This is a genomic window from Azorhizobium oxalatiphilum (assembly GCF_014635325.1).
In the GTDB taxonomy this organism is placed as follows: Bacteria; Pseudomonadota; Alphaproteobacteria; order Rhizobiales; family Xanthobacteraceae; genus Azorhizobium; species Azorhizobium oxalatiphilum.
Window position 1 is genome coordinate 381,080 of the sequence record NZ_BMCT01000001.1, and the last position, 18,896, is coordinate 399,975.

15 protein-coding genes are annotated in these 18,896 nt (G+C 67.4%); 8 read left to right on the forward strand and 7 right to left on the reverse strand.

Going from position 1 to position 18,896, the window contains the following annotated elements:
• Positions 1–72: 72 nt before the first annotated feature.
• Entirely contained in the window at positions 73–558 is a 486-nt protein-coding gene (locus tag IEW24_RS01760; RefSeq protein WP_188574843.1) for a winged helix-turn-helix transcriptional regulator, read from the forward strand.
• Positions 559–591: 33 nt separating this feature from the next.
• Here IEW24_RS01760 and IEW24_RS01765 read toward each other — a convergent pair whose 3' ends face one another.
• Positions 592–1,656 carry a patatin-like phospholipase family protein gene (locus IEW24_RS01765; RefSeq protein ID WP_188574845.1) on the reverse strand — a complete coding sequence of 355 codons (1,065 nt, stop codon included), beginning with the start codon at positions 1,654–1,656 and terminating at the stop codon, positions 592–594.
• Positions 1,657–1,868: 212 nt separating this feature from the next.
• On the opposite strand from IEW24_RS01765, the gene treZ reads away from it, so the two are divergent.
• The 6 genes from treZ to IEW24_RS01795 all read left to right on the forward strand — a co-directional run bounded on the left by treZ (position 1,869) and on the right by IEW24_RS01795 (position 8,578).
• Positions 1,869–3,695 carry a malto-oligosyltrehalose trehalohydrolase gene (gene treZ / locus IEW24_RS01770; RefSeq protein ID WP_244644088.1) on the forward strand — a complete coding sequence of 609 codons (1,827 nt, stop codon included), beginning with the start codon at positions 1,869–1,871 and terminating at the stop codon, positions 3,693–3,695.
• A 228-nt stretch (positions 3,696–3,923) separates the two neighbouring features.
• Positions 3,924–4,409 (forward strand): putative pterin-binding protein, encoded by a 486-nt coding sequence (locus IEW24_RS01775; RefSeq protein ID WP_188574847.1) that lies wholly within the window; start codon positions 3,924–3,926, stop codon positions 4,407–4,409.
• Between the two features lie 25 nt (positions 4,410–4,434).
• Positions 4,435–6,135, forward strand: coding sequence for a sensor histidine kinase (locus tag IEW24_RS01780; protein WP_188574849.1), 1,701 nt, complete (start codon positions 4,435–4,437; stop codon positions 6,133–6,135).
• A 13-nt stretch (positions 6,136–6,148) separates the two neighbouring features.
• Entirely contained in the window at positions 6,149–6,559 is a 411-nt protein-coding gene (locus IEW24_RS01785) for a response regulator (protein WP_244644089.1), read from the forward strand.
• Between the two features lies 1 nt (position 6,560).
• On the forward strand, positions 6,561–7,790 hold the full coding sequence (locus IEW24_RS01790) for an EAL domain-containing response regulator (protein ID WP_188574851.1): 1,230 nt from the start codon (positions 6,561–6,563) through the stop codon (positions 7,788–7,790).
• Positions 7,787–8,578, forward strand: a complete 792-nt coding sequence (locus IEW24_RS01795) for a response regulator (protein WP_188574854.1) — start codon at positions 7,787–7,789, stop codon at positions 8,576–8,578. Before IEW24_RS01790 ends, IEW24_RS01795 begins: the two co-directional genes overlap by 4 nt.
• A 606-nt stretch (positions 8,579–9,184) precedes the next feature.
• Here IEW24_RS01795 and IEW24_RS01800 read toward each other — a convergent pair.
• Positions 9,185–9,853: a response regulator transcription factor gene (locus IEW24_RS01800; RefSeq protein WP_188574855.1), complete on the reverse strand. Its 669-nt coding sequence runs from the start codon at positions 9,851–9,853 to the stop codon at positions 9,185–9,187.
• Positions 9,854–10,785: 932 nt separating this feature from the next.
• Complete coding sequence (locus tag IEW24_RS01805; RefSeq protein ID WP_188574857.1) at positions 10,786–11,172, reverse strand: response regulator; 387 nt, start codon at positions 11,170–11,172, stop codon at positions 10,786–10,788.
• 293 nt (positions 11,173–11,465) lie between these two features.
• On the opposite strand from IEW24_RS01805, the gene IEW24_RS01810 reads away from it, so the two are divergent.
• On the forward strand, positions 11,466–12,086 hold the full coding sequence (locus tag IEW24_RS01810) for a protein phosphatase CheZ (RefSeq protein ID WP_244644092.1): 621 nt from the start codon (positions 11,466–11,468) through the stop codon (positions 12,084–12,086).
• A gap of 282 nt (positions 12,087–12,368) precedes the next feature.
• Here IEW24_RS01810 and IEW24_RS01815 read toward each other — a convergent pair whose 3' ends face one another.
• Genes IEW24_RS01815 through IEW24_RS01830 form a run of 4 tightly spaced genes read right to left on the reverse strand, consistent with a single transcriptional unit; the run spans position 12,369 to position 18,889 of the window.
• Positions 12,369–12,962, reverse strand: coding sequence for a transglycosylase SLT domain-containing protein (locus tag IEW24_RS01815; protein WP_188574860.1), 594 nt, complete (start codon positions 12,960–12,962; stop codon positions 12,369–12,371).
• Complete coding sequence (locus IEW24_RS01820; RefSeq protein ID WP_188574861.1) at positions 12,895–14,730, reverse strand: flagellar hook-length control protein FliK; 1,836 nt, start codon at positions 14,728–14,730, stop codon at positions 12,895–12,897. Before IEW24_RS01820 ends, IEW24_RS01815 begins: the two co-directional genes overlap by 68 nt.
• Positions 14,727–17,477 carry a MotC family chemotaxis protein gene (locus tag IEW24_RS01825; RefSeq protein WP_188574863.1) on the reverse strand — a complete coding sequence of 917 codons (2,751 nt, stop codon included), beginning with the start codon at positions 17,475–17,477 and terminating at the stop codon, positions 14,727–14,729. Before IEW24_RS01825 ends, IEW24_RS01820 begins: the two co-directional genes overlap by 4 nt.
• Positions 17,477–18,889: a MotB family protein gene (locus tag IEW24_RS01830; RefSeq protein ID WP_188574865.1), complete on the reverse strand. Its 1,413-nt coding sequence runs from the start codon at positions 18,887–18,889 to the stop codon at positions 17,477–17,479. The genes IEW24_RS01825 and IEW24_RS01830 overlap by 1 nt, the downstream gene beginning before the upstream one ends.
• Positions 18,890–18,896: the final 7 nt, after the last annotated feature.

The window sequence follows — 18,896 nt, forward strand, 5'->3', positions numbered from 1 at the left end:
GTACGCCTGACACGCACTATAATGAAGAAGGCACCTGAAAGATTTATACTCACCAAAAAGAGAGTGTCGTCCATGTCGGAAGCTTTGCAGGCGCGGGTGCGCGGGGACACGCTGGGTGAGACGCCCGCGACGGCGGCTGGCAGCCCCCCTGTCTCAGCTGCCGTGCCCGTGTCCCGCCACGCGACCTATCCCACCCACCTTGACCCTCGCATCGAGGCGCTGGTGAAGGATCTGATCGGCCGGGTGGCCGACAAATGGACCCTGCTGCTGCTGGAAGTGCTGGAAGAGGCGGGCGGCCCGCTGCGCTTCACCCGCCTGTCCGAGCGGGTGGAGGGGATCAGCCAGAAGATGCTGACCCAGACCCTGCGCCAGATGGAGCGGGACGGGCTGGTCCACCGCAAGATCTATCCGGTGATCCCGCCCAAGGTGGAATACAGCCTCACGCCGCTCGGCCACAGCCTTGGCGAGGCCTTCTGCGGGGTCTGGATCTGGGCCGCGCATAATCTTGATGCGGTGGAAGGCGCCCGGTCGGCGTTCGACGCGCGGGAGACGGAATAGGCCCCCTCCCGCCCATGTGCCGGCGCGGCCCGTTCAGGCCGTCCCCCAGAAAGCCTTCATCTCGGCGGCGTCGGCGAGGCCGCGCTCATAGCCGTTCTGGAGGCAGGGGCTGATCCACTTGGGATCCATGAGGCTGTCCACATAGGTCACGCCCGGCAGCAGACCCACCACCTTCAGCTTCGTCTGCGTGCCCTGCGCTTCCAGATCCTTCACCTCCTGCTGGAGCGTGTTCGGCAGGCCGGCGATCCGCAGGCCGATCTTCACCGCATCCGCGCTGCCGTCGGTGAGAGAGATGACGAGCGCCTTCTTCACCCCGGCCACCACGTCCGCATGGGTGCTGGTCTGGCAGATGCCGCCGTCCATGCAGAGGCGGTCCTTCAGCCAGGTCGGCCCCATGGAGCCCGGCAGGGAGGAACTGGCCGCGCAGGCTTCGTTGATATGGATGCCGGCGGATTGGGAGACGATGACGCGCTCGCCCGTGTAGCAGTCGTTGGCGGTGGTATGGAGCTTGGGCGAGGGCCATGCCTCCTCGCCGATCAGCCGCTTGACCGTGGTGTAATAATCCGAGGGGCCGGCGGGGTTGCGGGCGGCCATGGCAGCGCGGCCGATGGAGGAAATCACCTCCGGCGTGGCCTCGGTGGCGGCATTGGCGATGTGGCGGGCGCGCAGCTGGCTGGGATTGGGCGCCATGGTCGGGATCAGCATGGCGAACAGCTTCGGGAAGTCGCCGAGCAGGTCGAGTTCGCTGCGCAGCCGCCACAGATGGCCGCCGGTGAGCGCCGCGCCCATGATCGAGCCTGCCGACGTTCCGACGACGATGTCGGCCTCCGCGAGGTCCACGTCCTTCGATTTCAGGGCATGGAAATAGCCGGTCATCCATGAGGCGAGATAGGCGCCGCCGCCGCCGAGCACGAGGCCGCGTGCCTTGCCGGTGCCGAGCTTCGGCGCATAGGGGATGGGATGGGCGAGACCGTCGTTCCAGTCGCCACCCGCAGCGGCGGGCGCTGCCGCCGGTGCCGGTTGGGCGAGGGTGGGCGATGCCTGCGCGGCAATGACGGAAGCGACCCCCGCCGCGAGAAAGTCCCGACGCTTCAGCATGGCATCCCCTTGATCCACGCGGTTGATCCCTGCCGCATCACACGCCGCCGTGGCCGGCCAGCTTCTGTTCAGCCTAACTTGAGCGCGGCCTGCAAGACAGCTGTTTCGCCGGACACTCGGCCAAACCGCCCGGCCTCTCGGCGGAACCGCCACGCTTGAGCGGTGTTGACTTCGATGGTGCCCGCTCGGGCGTAACCATCCGGGGTAACTGCATGACATCTTCCGCCCAGTCCGCCTCTCCCGCGCGTGATGAGGTGCGTGCCCGTGCGCACGTCATGCCTTTCGGCGCGGCGATCACGCGCGGGGGCGTTCATTTCCGCCTGTGGGCGCCGGACGTGGAGAAGATCGACCTGCATCTGATCGACGGGCCCGTGCTGCCCATGTCGCGGGAAGAAGGCGGATGGCATCATCTCGTCAGCGCCGAGGCGAAGGCCGGCACGCGCTATGCCTTCCGCCTGCCGGACGGGCTGGAGGTGCCGGACCCCGCCTCGCGCTATCAGCCCAGCGACGTGCATGGCCCGAGCGAGGTGCTCGACCCCTCCACCTATCCCTGGCGGGACAATGACTGGCGCGGCCGCCCCTGGCACGAGGCGGTGATCTACGAGATGCACGTGGGCACCTTCACCCCCGAGGGCACCTTCGCCGCCGCCGCGCAGAAGCTGGACGCGCTGGCGGAACTGGGCATCACGGCGGTGGAGATCATGCCGCTGGCGGATTTTCCGGGGCGCCGCAACTGGGGCTATGACGGCACGCTGCTGTTCGCGCCCGAGGCCGCCTATGGCCGGCCGGAAGACCTGAAGGCCTTCGTGGAGGCCGCCCATGCGCGCGGCATCATGGTTCTGCTGGACGTGGTCTATAACCACTTCGGGCCGGACGGGAATTACCTGCCCGTCTATGTGCCGCGCTTCTTCACCGAGCGGCACCACACCCCTTGGGGTGCGGCGGTCAATTATGACGGCGCCGACGCGCTGCCCGTGCGCGCCTTCGTCATTCACAACGCGCTCTACTGGATCGAGGAGTTCCACCTCGATGGGCTGCGGCTGGATGCGGTGCAGGCCATCAAGGACGACAGCGGCGAGCATCTGCTGGACGAACTGGCCCGCCACCTGCGCACGGACAATCCCGACCGCCCGATCCATCTCATTCTGGAGAATGAGGAGAATGACGCCGCCCGGCTGGAGGGCGACCTGCCGCACACCTTCACCGCCCAGTGGAACGATGATCTGCACCACGTGCTGCACACGGCGGTGACGGGGGAAGCCGAGGCCTATTACGGCGACTATGCCGGCGACATGGACAAAAGGCTGCGGGCGATTGCCGAGGGCTTCGCCTTCCAGGGCGAGATGATGCACCATCGCGGCTCGGAGCGCGGCACGCCTTCCGCCCATCTGCCGCCCACCGCCTTCGTCTCCTTCACCCAGAACCACGACCAGATCGGCAACCGCGCCTTCGGCGAGCGGCTCAGCGCGCTCGCGCCGGCCCCTGCCGTGCGCGCGGCGAGCGCGCTGGTCCTGCTGGCGCCCCAGATCCCCATGCTGTTCATGGGCGAGGAATGGGCCGCGAGCAGCCCGTTCCTGTTCTTTTGTGACTTCACCGGCGATCTGGCCGATGCGGTGCGCAGGGGACGGCGGGCGGAATTCGCCAAATTCTCGGCCTTCCGCGATCCGGCGCGGGCCGCCGCCATCCCCGATCCGCTGGATGTGTCCACCTTCCGGGCCTCGACGCTGGACTGGTCGGAGATCGCCAGGGCGCCCCATGCGGAGGTCCGGGACTGGTATCGCCGCATCCTGGCGGTGCGGCGGGAGAAGGTGGTGCCGCTGATTCCGGCCATCACCGCAGGCGGCGCCGGGCGGATCGTACGGGGGCAAGGCATCGAAGTGCGCTGGCAGGCCGGAGGCAAGGAACTGGAGTTGATGGCGAATCTGTCCGCCGATCCGGTCGCGGGCTTTGCCCCGTCGACCGGCGAGACCCTCTGGACGGAAGGCTGGTTCGATGGCGAACGGGCCGGGCCATGGTCCGTCAGGTGGACCCTGCGTTAGTCCGGTAGGGGGTAGTAGGTATCTTCATAGTTCCAAAATGGAATGAAACAGCCCATCCCACCACCAATGTGGAGCGATTTCGACGCAGGCGGTGCAAGGCCCTATGCCAATCTCCCGCTGCGTACGGTGGGGCTGAGGGGGCGGCTTCGTCGGGGTTGGCATCTGCAGCGCTGCGTCTCCCCGCGTGATGGAGCGGGTTTGGTGCGAGCCGTAAATGTGGGGATAACCTTGGTCCTGTGGGCCGCGCTGTGCGTGGTCTGCGCGTCGGATCATGCGGCCGCGCAGGGATCGAGATACCCGCTGCGAGTTTCTTTTGTGAATGGTGCCGGCGACCTTTTGTCAGAGGCGACGCTCGACCTCGCAGGCCTCGACCGGCTGCCGCAAACGCGGGTCGCCACCACGACGCCTTGGACCCACGGGGTTCAGGTCTTCACCGGTCCATCGCTGGCGGTGCTGGCGCGCCTGAATACGCATCGGGTCCGGGAGGTACGGGCCTATTCGCTCGGCGACTGGTCTGCCACCATCCCCGCTTCCGACTGGCGCGGCCAGAGTGTGATCTTGGCCTCGCGGCTGAATGGCGACACTATGCGGGTGCGGGACAAGGGTCCTTATTGGATCATGTACCCGATTGATGATAGGCGGGACCTCGATACGCAAATGTATCAGGCCCGCATGATCTGGCAGGTCAAGGCACTTGAATTTGTCGTTGAATAGTCGATCTCGTTCGTGGACCCGGCTGATGCCGGCTGCGCTGATCGTCACGACGCTCGGCCTCTTCCTGGCCACCGGCATGCTTTACGTGTCGCAGAACCAGCATCGGGCGCTGTTATCCGCCACGGTGCGGTCCTCGGGCTGGGTCGCCTATCAGGCCCAGCTGGAATACGTGAAGACCCAGAATCAGTTCGAGGTGACGACCCTGCGCCTCAACCGGCGCAGCCTCGACGAGTTGCAGTTCCGCCTGGAGCTGCTGCGTTCGCGCCTGCCGCTGCTCTACGATTCCGACGAGGGCCGGCTGCTGCAGGAGGTGGCCGCGCAGAAGGACGTGCTCCAGCATTACGAGGGCGTGCTGGATTCGCTCATCGACTCGCTGCCCAATCTCTCGCCCGACGCTCCCGCGACCCTGCCGGCCCTGCGCAGCGCCTTCTACGAGATCGAGCCCCTCGGCCGGGTGCTGCAACGGGTGCTGATGCAGTCCGTGGCCTATAATGAGGAGATCTTCCGCCGCGAGCGGGAGGTGGCGGCCAGCCCTGCCGTGGTGCCGTTCGCACTGCTGTTCGTCTCCGGCACCTGCCTCGTGGCCATCCTGTTCATGGACGGCCGCCGCGACCGGCTGCGCCTTGCGGAGGTGGAAGCGGCGAAGTCCGAGGTCACGGCCGTGCAGGACAATCTGCGGGCGATCATCGAGGCCATGCCACTCGGCACCATCATCGTCGATCCCGACGGGGATCAGGTACGCTTCATCAATCCCAGCGCGCAGACGCTGGTGGACCCATCGCCCCAGCATCCGGAATGGAAGCGGCTGATCCGCCTCGCCTTCGAGACCGCCTCCGACGCCAACGGGCGTCCCACCGGCTCCATCTCCATGGCCTTCACCAAGCCCAATGGCGAGATCGTCTCGCTGCGCGGCATGGTGGGCAGCGTGATCTGGGAGGGACGGCCGCAGATCCTGATCCTGCTGTCGGACACCAGCGGCACCCGCAATGCCGAACTCCAGCTCATGCAGGCGGCCAAGCTCTCCACGCTGGGCGAGATGGCCACCGCCATCGCCCACGAGCTGAACCAGCCGCTGGCGGTGATCAAGATGGCGGTCGCCAATGCCCGCCGTCTCGTATTGAGCGAGGCGGATTCGGAAGCCATCACCAGCAAGCTGGACCGCATCGGCACCCAGGTGGACCGCGCCAAGCGCATCACCGATCAGGTCCGCCGCTATGCCCGCATGCCGTCCGACCAGACGGCGAGCTTCTCCTGCCGCACGGCGGTGGAACTGGCCTCCGGCTTCGTGGCCGAGCAGTATCGTGCCGCCGGCATCCGCATGTCGCTGGAGATGGACATCTCGCCCGACCTGATGCTGAGCGGCGACCAGACCATGTTTGAGCAGGTGATCGTCAACCTGCTGGTCAATGCCCGCGACGCCTATGACAACAAGAAGCACGACACCAGCCAGGCGCAGGTGACAGTCCGGGCCCGCACCACGGGACCGGATGTGATCATCGCGGTGGAGGATGGCGCCGGCGGCATCCGGGAGGACGTTCTGGGCCAGATCTTCGATGCCTTCTGCACCACCAAATCCGCCGACAAGGGCACCGGCCTCGGTCTCTCCATGGCCCGCAACGTGGTGCGCGACATGAACGGCACCATCGTCGGCGCCAATGTGGAAGGCGGTGCCTGCTTCACCATCACCTTGCCGGTGGGGCGGTCCCAGGCGCAGGACGTGGCATGACGCAGGATTTGGCATGACGATTGAGCGGTCCATCCTGATCGTCGACGATGAGACGGAACTGGCGGAAGAGCTGGGCGAGTTCTTCGTCTCCATGGGCTGGCAGGCGCGTGTGTGTTTCACCGCGCCGGCGGCCTATGCTGCGTTGCAAGAAGGATTAGCGCCCGACTGTCTGCTGACAGATCTGCGTATCGCCGACCATGACGGCGCCGAGCTGGTGGCGCAGGTGCGGCAGATGCCAAAGGATTTGCAGCCGAAGGTTGTTGCCATTATTACTGGACATGTGGTCAGCGAGACCGAGGCGGCGGACTTCAACGCGGATTATCTTTTCGTGAAGCCCGTCGATCCCGTCCTGGTCATGGAGGTGGTCGAACGGCTCCTTTCCGACGCCACGGCGTCGGATCGTGAGGCAATGCTCAGGGGATAAGATGCCGCACGCCAAGGCCGTGCTTGTCCTGGATGATGAACAGGAGCTGCGGGACGATGTGGGCCGGTTCGTGGCCGACGCCGGATTCACCGTGGAGACAGCCGGTGAGGCCACCAGCCTCAGTGATGCGGACCTCGTATCGTTCGATATTGTTCTGCTCGACATCGCCATGCCCGACGCGGACGGCCTCGCCGTCATCGAGCGTCTGAGCACGCTCGCGCTGCGCGGGCCGGCTCCCGGCATCCTGCTCATTTCCGGCCGCGGCGAGGACATGCTGCAAACGGTAGCCGCCGTGGCCCGCCGCGCCCATGTGGATGTGGTCGGCGTGCTCCAGAAGCCGTTCGAACCCGACGACCTGCTGGCCCTGCTGCAAGGCTGGAGGCCGCCGGCCGCGCGCGGTGCGGCCAAGCAATGGAGCGTGGAGCAGATCAGGCCCCAGCTCGCGCAGGCCGTTGCCACACGCACGCTGGGTGTGGCTTTCCAGCCCAAGGCCGGCAGCGGTCATCTGGGCTTTTCCGGCGCCGAGGCCCTGCTGGCGGGCCACCTGCCGGTGATCGGGCCGGTGTCCCCGGAACTGATCGTGGAGGCCGCCTCCACTGATCTCGACCTGCTGATGGCGCTGAGTCTCGAAGTGGTACGCCTCGCCGCCGAAGGGTGCCGGTCCTGGTCGGAAGAGGGCTGGCGCGGCCCGGTGAGCATCAATCTGCCGTTCGACGTGCTGGGCGTGCCGGACGTGATCGACCATCTGGAAGCGACCCTGCGCGACGCGGGCCTTGCCCCCTCGCAGGTGATCTTCGAGCTGATGGAGGACGCCATCTACGATTCGTCCGCAGCCTCCCTGTCCGTTCTGGCGCGCCTGCGACTTGCGGGCTTCGGGCTTTCGCTGGACGATGTCGGGCGCCGGCAAAGCGGGCTGCTCCAGCTCGCTAACCTGCCGATAACAGAGGTCAAGATAGATTTGCAGCTGTTGGCGCAGGCTCGGCTCTGGGCGAAGTCGCGAAGCATTTTCGCGTCCATCGCCGAACTGGGCCAGCGCCTCGGGCTGTCCGTGGTGGCCGAAGGGGTGGAAACGCCGGAGGACCTGCTTTTCATCCGCAAGCTTCCTGTTGATTATGTTCAAGGCTATCTCGTGTCCCGCAAACTCCCACTTCCGGACCTGCTCTCCATGCTGACGGCAAGTTCCTCCCGGGGTGCCCTGGTTCCCCCGCATGTCGCGGCCCCGCTATCATGACGGGCGAAACCAACAACGCCCCGCGCGTCCTGCTGGTGGATGACGATCCCGACGTGCTCATCGAGCTGAGCGAAGGGCTCGCTGCCCTTGGCCTGCCCTCGCTGACCGCTGAAACGGCGGTTGAGGCACTCGACATCGTGCAGCGGAACGAGGATCTCCAGGTCATCGTCACCGACTTGCAGATGCCCCGCATCGACGGCATCGAGCTGTTGCAGAAGCTGGCCGTGCGCCGGCGGCAGAAGCCGATGGCGGCCATCGTCATCACCGGCCATGCCTCGCTGGACCGGGCGGTGGGCGCGCTGCGCCTGCATGCGGTGGACTTCCTGCAGAAGCCGCTGTCGGCGGAGGAGGTGGCCCACGCCATCAACCGCGCGCTGTCGCTGGTGGAGGACGAGACCGCCGCCGCCAGCAACGGCTCTGCCCCGGCCACCCTGACCACGGCGCGGCCGAACTATCTGAAGGCGCTGGTCTCGGCTCGTGCCGACCGCGATTCCATCTTCCAGGCCGGCCTGTTCTCCGATCCGGCATGGGACATGCTGCTGGATCTGGCGGTGGCGGAAGCCACCAACCGGCCGATCTCGGTGACGAGCCTGTGCATCGCGTCCGGCGTGCCCACCACCACGGCCCTGCGCCGGATCGACGATCTGAAGGAAGCGGGCCTGCTCGACCGCGTGCCCGATCCCGGTGATCGCAGGCGCATTCTGGTGAAGCTCACCAGCATGGGGCGGGAGCGCATGGAAGCCTTCGTGCAGCGCCAGGCGGCGCGGCTGGGCCTCAAGCTCGACTGAGATTTGAGCAAGGGCGGCGCGGCTGCGGCAGATGCCGCGCCCGTCGGTCCGGGTCGGGGCCTGTGAAACGGCTGTCCGCGTGGACTGGATCAGGCCGTGGCGGCGTTCAGGCGCTTGCCTTCAGGGCACGGCGGCCCTGCGAGGGCGTGGCTCTTAGGCAATATCCGCAGACCTGCCTGCGGTTCTGCGACAGGGATTGCGGCAAGCCGATCTCCTGGAGCGGTTTCGTGTTGCCATGAAGCATACGAACGCTCGGGGCGCGGCCCCTATCGACACAGTCGTTTCAGAATTGGCGGCACCCGGCGGCTTCGCTCTTGGCGGCTTCGCTGGGGTGCTCTGCGCTCGGCCGCTTCGCGTTCGGCGATCCGGAGCGTGTGATCGGGAATGTCCTGCGGCGGACGCCCCAGAGCGTTTCCGTGTTTCATGGAAACGCAGAAACACTTCAACTCATTGATAGAGACTGTCTTGTCGCTTGGATTGCGAAGCAATCAAAGCCCCACATGCTTCATCGCGGCAAAGAGGCGGGGGGACGCTGGCCCCCCGGCCTGTTGTGCACCCTTCGCGGCAGGCTGGAATGCGGAAGCCTGCCGGGGCAACGGTCGTTGATCAGCCGACGAACTGGTAGCCGATGTAGCGCTTGGCGTCGATCACGTCCTCGCCGAGCTTCAGGCGCAGCTTCTTGCGCAGCTTGCTCATGTGGCCTTCGATCACGCTCTCGTCCACGTCGTCATTGAAGATGCCGTAGATGGTGTTGAAGATCTGGGTCTTCGTCACGCGGCGGCGGCTGTTCTTGACGAGATACTCGAGGATGTGGCGCTCGCGGCGGGGCAGGGGCAGCGGGGTGCCATCCACTTCTGGGTCGCGGCCATCGAAATAGACCTGCAGGCGGCCGTTGGTGGCCGGGCCGGTGGCGGAGTTCACACGACGCCACACGGCGTCGGAACGGGCCACGATCTCGCGGACATGGACGGGCTTGCGGACCACGTCGTCGATGCCGGCGGTGAATAGTTCCAGCGTCTGCTGGAGGGAGCGGATGTCAGCCAGCGCGATGATCGGGGCGGGGCTGTGGGTGCGGATCATCTCCGGGAACTGCGGACGGGTGTCGAAGTCGCCCAGCAGGAAGCCCTGCACGGCACTGATGTCCTGGTCGGAGGCTGTGTTCAGCCATTCCTTGAATTCGTTGCAACCCAGACCCAGCGAGGAGAAACCCTCACGAGAAAAGCTGGAAACGTATCCTTCAGTGACCGTGGCGCGGTGATCGACGACGACGTACATATCTGCATCCCCCGTACAGGCGCTGCGTTGCAGCAAGCCGTATCAGCAGTTGAAAACGAAGACCGGAAATTGCGGGTTCGGACTTCGTTGACAAACGGTTACTGACCAAGGGGGAAGGCAGCAATCTCAATAGATTCACGAATGGACCCAGATTCCTTCCAGATTGGGCCGAGTTTGCCCCGCGCGGAGCCATTTTCATTTTGCACCGCCACAAAACCTTAAAAAATCAAACGATTTCGTGCGAATTTACCACCGCAGGAAACATTCCATGCGGAAGTTCACGTCCAGATTGACGCCGAATTGGGCTGAATTGGGTGGGAACAATGGCTCGATTGGGCACAGGAAAAAGCGTCCCGCAAGCTTGATGCGCTAGATATCGGCTCGCTGCCCCTCCCGCGTCCCGCGGTCGGCATGTCCCTTGTTGCTCTCCTCCCTGCACATTCGACCTACGGTCATACCGGAGCCGGGAATCGGCTGCCGGTCGCCGGGACGGGGTGGTGGATCTTGGGTCCACCTTCCATGACCGTCTCGTTACACGATTGTACATCGCCTCGGTGCAACCAGATCACTTCGTCGGGCGGTAGCATATTCACGACTACGTGTGGCGGTGCGACGCGCTTCCTGCGCGGTGCGGAAACGGCCGTTGCGCGGCGTTTCGGGTTCGCCCGGTCCTTCCGCTGGCCCGGCCGTTGTCGGCCGCCCTGGGGCGCGCCCGCCGGACCTGATCCTCAATCACAGTGTGGAAGGCGGATCGGTTCAGGGGCCTGAAATGCGTTCGGGCCGGACGCGATGTGCGTCCAGCCCGAATTGTGAACCCTGCCTATGGATCTGCGTTGCCGCAGACACGCACCTATCTCTGCACCCTTCTCTTGCGAGAACGCGGGAGCGGCCATGCGCCGGCTCCGGGTCCGGGCGGCAATGCCGCACCGGTCTCAGGCGTGCTCGAAGACGGTGTCGATCTTGCCCTTGAGCGTCTGCGCGTTGAACGGCTTGACGATGTAATTGCTCACGCCCGCCTTCTTCGCCGCGATGACGTTCTCGGACTTCGCTTCCGCCGTCACCATGATGAAGGGGATGTCGCTAAGGTCCGCATCGTCACGCACGCGCTTCAGCAGCTCGTAACCGGTCATGGGCTCCATGTTCCAGTCGGAGATCACAAGGCCGTACTTGCGCTCCTTGAGCTTGGCGAGGGCTTCGGTGCCGTCGGACGCCTCATCAACGTCTTCAAAGCCGATCTGCTTCAATAGGTTACGAATGATCCGGACCATCGTCTTGTAATCGTCGACGACAAGGACCGGCATTGTAAGGTCAACCGCCATGGCACACTCCGTTAGCGGGCAATAAGGTCGATACTAACCGTGAGGTGACTCATCGGCTGGGCTCATTCTTTCTAGCTGGCAGCACCTTGCGCCAGGCTTGCAGCTCAAGACAAGGGGGTCTTTCCGATGCAGCTGGGCTTGAATTATAGAAGAAGACACAAATCGTCGACTGCCCTGTGAAGGAGGTTCGGATGTCGGTTAGCCGGCGGCCGTTTCGTATTGAGGCTTCGGACCGTATGACTAGCGTCTTAGAGGCTGCTGCGCCTGTGCCCAGCGGCACTATCGGAAACAACGTGGAGGGTCAACTTGACCGTATCCTCTCCGAGATCGGAGAGGTGCGGGGCGAGATTGTCAAACTGCGCGAGAAGGAGGCGGTTGCGGATCGCGAGCGAGACCGCAACCTGCTGTGGGCTGAGATCGAGTCCATTCAGGACGCGATCAAGAACACCAAGAAGGAAATCGCCACGCTGCATTCCGAAGGAACGCGCGGCGAGAGCCTCTTCCGGGCGACCAACGAGCTGGAAGCGGTGGTGCAGGACACGGAGGAGGCCACCGAGGCCATTCTCTCCGCGGCCGAGACCATCGATGCGTCCATCGCCGTTCTGGTCGACCGGCTGTCGGGTGAAGACCTGACGGTGGCCGAGGAGATCCAGGCGCAGACCATCAAGACCTTTGAGGCCTGCAATTTCCAGGACATCACCGGCCAGCGCATCGCCAAGGTGGTGAAGCTGCTGCTGTTCATCGAAGAGCGTGTGCACCGCATGACCGAGATCTGGGGCGGCCCGGACATGGTGGCGCAGAGCGCGGGCGTGCCGACGGCACGTGAGGGCGATGAGGCACTGCTTAACGGCCCGGCGCTTGCCGACGACGTGGGCGTGGTGTCGCAGGACGACATCGACTCGCTCTTCCGCTGATACACCTTCACCGGCAGTCGAGAACGGGCTGGCGCCATTGGCGCCGGCCCGTTTGCTTATGGGGACATGGAAAAGATGCGGGGCTCCCCTGGACGGGCGAGCCCGTGCCGCGTGCGGCGGCCCGCCTTCCTTCCGGTGCCAGAACGGCCAACGCCGCCGTGGCGGCCACGGCGGCGTTGTGTCGGGTACATATATATAATGTGTATGCGCGCCGCTCTGTTCGGCCGTGAGGTCAGCCCCGGCGGTGGACGGCCGGGACGGGAATAAGGTCGCGCGGGAAGATCAGGCGTCGCAGAACTGCTTGGCGCTCGGCGTCCAGGCACCGACCCCGGCGGCCACGAGATTCTTCATGACGCGGCAGACATAGCGCTTCTGCGCCACGTCATTATTGGGCCCCGCATTGTAGCGCGCGGCGGCCATGGTCCAGGTGCCGTGGCGCTTCTTCAGCTCCTGCAGGAACTTGGCCGCCTGCTCCACATTCTGGCGAGGGTCGAACATGGCTTCCAGCGAGGGGAATTCCTTGTGGTGCCAGTACCAGTTCGCCTGCATGCAGCCGATGTCGATCAGCTTCACGCCGCGCCCGTTGGCCTCACGGAAAATGGCGAGGGCCTCGGCCAGCGTCTTCGGCTGGACGTCCTTGCCCTCGATATACATGGTGAACGGGTGCATCTTGCCGTTCACGCCGGTCTCGGTGAGGCCCACCGCATAGAGGATGGGCAGCGGGATCTGGTACTTGGCCGAGGCGCGGACCAGTTCCTTCTCGCAGGCGTCCGGCTGAGCGGTCAGCGGGGCTGCGGAGCTGGCGGTGCTAAATGCGGAAGTCGCGGAAATCGCTGCCAGCGTCAGCAGCGCTGCTGCGGCTGCTCGCTTGATCATTTCGGGCTCCGTTCTGCTCGTTCTCGTCCTGCTGGCCACGGCCCTGCTGGTCGGAGAAGTTCTGGTCCTGCCCGTCCGCCTGCTGGGCGGAGGCTTCGGGCTGGGCGAAGGGGCGGCCGGCATCCTGGCCGGTGAGCTGCATGGAGCCACCGCTGTCGATGCCGACGATGGTGATGCTGTCGGCCGAGATGCCCGAAGCGGACAGCAGCGCGGAGAGCGCATCGCGGTCGCGCTCCAGCAGGCGGGCGGTCTCGGGATTGCTGGCGCGCAGCTGGATCTCCAGCCCGTTGCCGGACAGGCGCATGCGCACGTTCACCGTGCCGAGATCATCGGGCTTGAGCTGGATCTGCAACAGGCGGACGGGGCCGGCCAGCGCCTCGGTGGAGGCGGTGTTGGCGCCGGCCACCGGTGCGCCCTGCTGGCCCATGGTGTTCGCCTCGGCGGCGATGGCCGAGCCGATCTGCTGCAGCGTGGGCAGGTTCTGGGTGGCGACCCCGCCGTGGGCTATGCCGGCCGTGCCGGTGACGGGCATGGCGGCCGCTTCACTCTCCTGCCGTGCGGCAGTGGCATTGGCGGACACACCCTGGCTCACGTCGGTGCGGGCGGCCTCGCGTGTGGTCTGGGTGGTGTGGAGCCCGGCGCCGGTGTCGCTGCGCTCACGGTTGGTGTTCTCGCGGCTGCGGCCATCGGTGGTAGCGGCGCGGGCGACAGTGCGGGGCGTATCGATTTCACCGGCGGCCGCCTCGGCGGCGAGGGCTTCGGTGTCAGCGGATGCCTGCGCGGTCGCGGTCGCGGTCGTGGCCGAGCGCACGCCGGTCTGGCTCACGGTCCAGGGCTGGCTTTCGGTCGCGGTGCGGCCGGTGGCGGCGCGTCCCGTCTTTGCCGTCTCGGCGGCGAGGCTGAAGGCGGTGGCGTCGGTCTGCGCCTCCTCCGCCGGCGCGCTGCCGCCATTGAGGCCGAGCGTGCGGATGGGCGCGAAATGGGTCTCGCGCGACAGCACGTTGATCTGCAGATCGCGCTTGGCGCCGGTGGCGGCGCTGTCGTCCTCGGCCGCCACCAACTGGGTGGCGGCGGCGGCCTGCTCGCCGCCTTCCTCCTGAACCGAGCCGGCATCTTCCTTAGCGGGAAGCAGCGTGGCGAGATTGATCACCGGATTGGCAGCGGCGCCCGCCTGCGCATCCGCGCTCTGCTGGCCTTCCGCCTTTTCGGCGAGGGCGGCCTTCAGGCCGTCGCCGGTCAGGGACACGTCCTCGGCGATGTCGCCGCCCGCGCCGACGCCGGTCTCGCCGCCCTCACGGCCGAACAGCAGGGCAGTCAGGCCCTCCATGCGGCGCGAAACGGCCTGGGATTCCATCTGGCGGTTGGTGGCGGCACGGTCGCGGGCCTGCTTGAGGCGCTTTTCTTCCGTCAGATCCTTGGTGGCGTCCGTATCGGCCTGCTTGTCGGCGGCGGCAGCTTCCTCGTCGGACTTGCCATCGCTGCCGGCACCATCCTCCGAGGTCTCCGTGCGCTGGCGCGCAAGCTCGGCCAGCGTATCGGCGAGCGAGCGCTGGGCGCTCTCCGACTTGGCCGGCTGCGCGGTGTTCGCGGTGTCGGCCGGCTGATCGGAGCCGGAGGTGCTGGCGGCCTGCCCGCTGTCCTTCTTGGACTGCGAGAGATCCTTGAACACATCGTTGAAGCCGCTGTCCGAATCCGCCGACTTGGCGGAGGAGGAGGACTCACTCGCGCGCGTGGTGGGGAGAGCGGCGGTGACGTTGATCGCGCTCATCGCGGAGCATCCTTCAGCATGGCGTCCACATTGCCCATCGCGCCCTGGGCGCGGCTGACGAGCGCGCTGCCGGAGGAGCCTTCGTCGAACAGTGGAGCGACCTTGGGCGCGGCGGGCGCCACCGGAGCGGGGGTATTCTGCGCCATGGCCAGCGGCGCGGCGGGAGCGGGCTGAGGCGCGGCCTGCGCCACGGCCGGCTGGGGCCGGGGCGTGGCGGCCGGCGCGGCGGCGGCCTGCTCGGCGGCGGGCAGGCGGGGCGGCAGGGCCGGCGTGCCGTTGGCAGGCACGGTCAGCTTCATGGGATCGGCCTTGGGCGCCGGCTTGGCGGCGACCGCCACCTTCTTCACCGTCTCACCGGCGGACTTCACCAGCTCGGCGGTAGTGATGGCGGCGTTGAGCAGCAGAATATCTTCTTCCGGCAGGCGGGAGCGCTCGGCGCCGCGCAGCTCGGCCAGCGCCACGTCCACTTCCGTGGAGGAGGCGGCACGCACGGCGCTGCGATAGACGCGGGCGCGCTCGGCGTCGGAGGAGAGCGCGGGCGCCTCGGCCAGCACCTTGTCGGCGGAGGCGTGGGCGGCGTGCAGCTTGCCCTGATTGAGGGCGCCGCGCGCCACCATCAGATAGATGTCGAGGCGGCTGTCCCGATCGAGCGGCGCCAGCAGCGCCACGAGGCGGGAGAACTGCTTGGGATCGTTGACGAACTCCATGCGCGTCAGGGCCGCCGCGAAGCGCTGGCGGAAGTTGCCGGCATAGACCGAGTGGCGGAAGCGGAACAGATACTGGCGCGAGAGCTGCTCGAACTGCTTGAGATCGCCGAGCTGGGCGGCCACGAGGATCTCGCGGCGCAGGGCGGCTTCCTCCACCAGAGTGCCGGGCATCAGCAGGCGGGCCACGTCCAGCATGGCCATGGCCTTCTTCGGATCCTTGGCGACGGTGACGGCTGCCTGCGCCATGGCGATCTGGCCGCCGAGCGCATCCGGCAGATGCATGGCGTTGATCTCGCTGAGGTAGCGCTCGGCATCCTCCTGACGGCCTTCCACATAGGCGAGCGCGCCCTGCAGCAGGCGCTCATCCACCGCCGGCAGCGGGTTGAGCTTCAGGAGCTTGCGCAGTTCGGCCGGGCCGCCGCCGCTGAGGAAGAAGATGACCGCCGCACGGGCGTTGCGCGGATCCTGCCAGACATGGGGATCGGCATTGTTGAAGGCGGTCTCGATCTCGACGATGAGCGTGCGCTGATTTTGCAGCGCCTCGGTGTCGCCATTGGCGATCCGGTCCTGCAGGCGCTGGAGGCGGCGCACCATCTCATACGGCGGGGGGCCGCTGGGGCGCTGCACGCGGGTCACGTCCGATGCCGCGTTGTGCGCCGGGGCCGGGTTCGCGGCGCCAGGCGCCGCATCATTCTGGGCCACGCGCACGGGAGAGGGGCCGGCGTGGGCGGCGGTGGGCGAAACCGCCGAGACGATGCCGGCGATGGCCGACGTCACCGTCGGGAGGCGGCTCATCATGGCGTCGGAAGCCTGCGCCGGGTCCACCGGCAAGGCGGGCGGCTGCAACTGCGCATTGCGCTGCGCGGTCGCGGCAGCGGCGGCAACCTGCGCGGCCTTGACGTCCTCAATGCCCTTCAGGCCGGCGGCCTCGGTCTGGGAGAGGATGGCCGCGCTCATGGCTTCCGGCGACATGGTGCTGCGGGCTTCGCCCAGCGCCACTTCGGGCATGGGATCCACCGGGGCGACCTGCGCGACCGGGGCGGGCGCGGGAGCCGGAGCGGCAACGGGGGCAGGCGCGGGCGCAGCCGCCGGCACGGGAGCCGGGGCGGCGAGCTGCGGCTGGGCGCTGGCGAGCGTGACGGGGCGGGCCGCCGGCAGGGGCACGGCAGCTGCCGGCGTGGGGGCGAGGGCCGGCTGGGCGGCGGCGGTCTGAACCGGCGCGGCCTGTGCCGAGGTGGTCTGGGCGACGGGCGCGGGCTCGGCGGCGGGCGCCGGGCGGCGGCTCATGGTGCCGGCAATGGCGATGGTGCGCACGGGCCGGGGCTCGACGCCGGGCGCCTGCGCGGGCGTGACATGGGCCGTGGGGAAGGTGATGGCCGGGCTGTCCACGGGCGGGATGAGCGCATCGGTGGGCGCCTGGGCGACGACGGGGGCCGGCGGCGCCACGGGCGAAACCGAGACGGTCTTGATCTGCGGGGCAGGCTTGGACTCGGCAGCAGCTTGAGCCTGCGTCGCGGCCACGGGCTGAGCCGCCTTGGCCTGCGCGGCCTTGGCTTCGGCGGCGGCCTTCACGGCGGCGGCGATCTGGGCCTGAGCTGCGGTCTTGTTGGCTTCGGCGGCCGTGGCGGCCTCGGCGGCGGCGCGGACTTCAGCCTTCGCGGCCGGGAATTCGAGCAGCAGCAGCGCGGGTTCGGCGGCGGCCACCGGCGCCGGGGCGGGCGCGATCCTGGGGCGGCGCTGCGGCAGGGGAACTTCGGCCACCATCGCCTGCGGCTCGGGCAGGGGGGCGATGCCGGAGGCGGCCTGCGGCGCGGTGCCTGCGGTGGCCGTAGCGGCAGCGGTCTGTGGGGCGATGGCGGGACGGGCGGCGGGCAGGGGCGCTGAGGCCCCCTCGTCGACCGGCGTTTCCGCCACTGCCTGAGACTGGGACTGCGGCTTCAGGAAGCCGAAGAGGTCGAATCCCTCTGCGTGCGCTGATGTGCCGGCGAGGAGGGCTGCCAGCGAAACGGCGGCAAGGGGAGAGATCAGACCGTGGCGCATCAGTTGGGTACTCGCAGCACGATTTCTATTCGGCGATTCTCCGCAGCATAGGGTTCGGAGCTGTTCTTGAGCTTGCGGTCCGCGAAACCCTCGATCTTGGTTACCCGCTGTTCCGGCAGACCGCCGCGCACCAGCATGTAATAGGCCATGTGGGCGCGGGCGGTGGACAGGCGCCAGTTGTCATAGGTGTCCGAACGGTAGGGGCGGCCATCGGTATAGCCCTGCACCACCACCTCGCCGGGACGCTTGGCCACGGCGGTGGAGATCCGCTCCATGGCGCGCACGAGGCGGCCGTCCGGCACGGCCGAGCCCACCGGGAACATGGAGTAGTTCTGGTCGTCGGTCAGGCTGATGACCAGACCCTCGGCGGTGGCGCGCACCTCCACATGGGGGGCGGCACCGGTGCCGATGGTGCTCTGCACGGCGGCCAGGACTTCGCCTTGCAGGCGCGCCGCATCGGCCTTCGCGGCGGCGGAGCCCGGTTGCAGGGCGCCGGACTGCGCGGTGCCGGGCTGGGTCACGCCGGCCTGCGCGGTGCCCTTGGACTGATCGCCCTTGGCAGCTTCGCCCTTGGCCTGGTCGCCACGCGCGGTATCGCCCCGGGCCTGAGCCCCCTTCGGGGCCTCGCCCTGCGCCTGCGTGCCCTGCTGGACATCGCCCATGCCGGGATTCTGCTTGGTCGGATCCGGCTTCTGGGTGGCGGGGTTGGGGGCGCCGCCGGCAAAGGCGACGGCGTCGGGAACGGGCGCCACCGGAATGGCGTCGCTGCCTTCATTGGCGAACTCGCCGCCGCCGCGCGCCGAGACGCGGGCGTCCGGCCGGTTAGCGGTGGGCGCGTTCAGGCTCTGCGGCCCCTGCCGCTCGCTGCGCAGCTTCTGCGCCTGATTCATCTGCCAGTAGACAGGATCGAAGGGATCGCGGGTGGCGTCACCGGCGGTGTTGCCGGGCTTGCCGGTTTCGCCCACGGCGGCGTCCGGCGTGCTCATGTCGGCGGGATCGGCCTCGCCGGCGAGCTTGGACAGCACCGCATAGGGATCCTGGAAGGCCGAGCGGTCGCGGTCGCCATTCTGTGTGTCGGAGCCGGGGCCGGTGCCCACGCCCGCGGTCTGCTTGAGGGCCGAGTGCTCCTTGCCGTCCGCCGAGGTGCCTTCCGGCTTGATCTCCTCGGGGTCGTTGAGGCCCTTGCGCTCGGTCATGCTCTCGGCGAGATGCACCGGGTTGAAATAGCTGGCGATCGCCTTGCGCACGTCCTTATCGGTGACGTTGATCAGCCACATGATGAGGAAGAAGGCCATCATCGCCGTCATGAAGTCGGCGTGGGCCACCTTCCAGGCGCTCGAGTGGTGTTCGTGCTCCTCTTCCTCGTGGCGCTTGATGATGATCAGTTCGGGATGGTCGGCCTTGTCGGACATGGCGCGC